Here is an 854-nt window from a genome sequence, read left to right as displayed (position 1 = left end):
GTAAGCGCCGTCTCCGCCCCATTGGATTGGGTGTATTTTGAGGCTTGCTGCGTATGCGAGAAGGTTTCCAGTTTTATCTGGAGATTTGCATGGCAGATGATGGATTTGTCGGTCGCTACGAAGTTGTCGAGCCGCGCCGCGGAAACCGGCGTTGGCCGGATGATGTGAAGGCGCGGATCGTGGCGGAAAGCTTTGAGCCTGGTGTTCGTGTCGTTGATGTCGCGCGCCGTCACGGCGTTATAGCAAACCAGCTTTCCGATTGGCGACGTCAAGTGCGCGACGGCATTCTGGTGCTGCCGTTTGCGGTGGCAACGACGCCGTCGGAGCACGATGGTATCGAGCCGGCATTCGTGCCTCTGGCAATCGCTGCGGAGCCGCCTGAGCCTGTCAATCGTTTGCCGCTGCCGAAGCTGGCCTCCGACGGGCCGAGGGTGCAGGTTTTGACGTTGGAGATTGGCTCAGACGTTGTGATGCGGGTTCCGAACGATGTGCCCGTTGAACGGGTCGCCGCTCTGGTTCGCGCTGTGCGAGGAGCGTCATGATCGTCGCGGGCCAACGACTGCCGATCCTGATCGCAACGCGTCCGGTTGACTTCCGCTGTGGGCATCAGGCTCTGGCTCTGATGGTGCAGACCGAGTTGAAGCTGGACCCGCATTCCGGGGTGACGGTGATCTTTCGCTCAAAACGCGGGGACCGCCTGAAGATCCTGGTGTGGGATGGCACCGGAATGGTGCTAACTTACAAAATTCTTGAATATGGAAGCTTTGCCTGGCCCAAGGTTCAGGATGGGACGATGCGTCTTTCCAGGGGGCAATATGAGGCATTGTTCGAAGGCCTCGACTGGCGGCGGGTGA

At 59.5% G+C, this 854-nt stretch carries 2 protein-coding genes; both read left to right on the top strand.

Annotation, left to right across the window (positions count from 1 at the left end; all coding sequences use genetic code 11):
- Positions 1-89 precede the first annotated feature (89 nt).
- Positions 90-542 carry an IS66-like element accessory protein TnpA gene (gene tnpA / locus ABK249_RS33830; protein ID WP_227705930.1) on the top strand — a complete coding sequence of 151 codons (453 nt, stop codon included), beginning with the start codon at positions 90-92 and terminating at the stop codon, positions 540-542.
- The coding region (gene tnpB, locus ABK249_RS33825; protein ID WP_348864928.1) for an IS66 family insertion sequence element accessory protein TnpB at positions 539-854 on the top strand (316 nt) is incomplete at its 3' end. The genes tnpA and tnpB, both read left to right, overlap by 4 nt.

The organism is Neorhizobium phenanthreniclasticum (assembly GCF_040066075.1).
In the GTDB taxonomy this organism is placed as follows: Bacteria; Pseudomonadota; Alphaproteobacteria; order Rhizobiales; family Rhizobiaceae; genus Neorhizobium; species Neorhizobium petrolearium.
This window is presented reverse-complemented; position numbering and strand designations above follow the sequence as displayed.

Coding starts and splice junctions, on each gene's coding strand:
- tnpA (WP_227705930.1), top strand. CDS start 90: ATGGCAGATGATGGATTTGTCGGTCGCTACGAAGTTGTCGAGCCGCGC.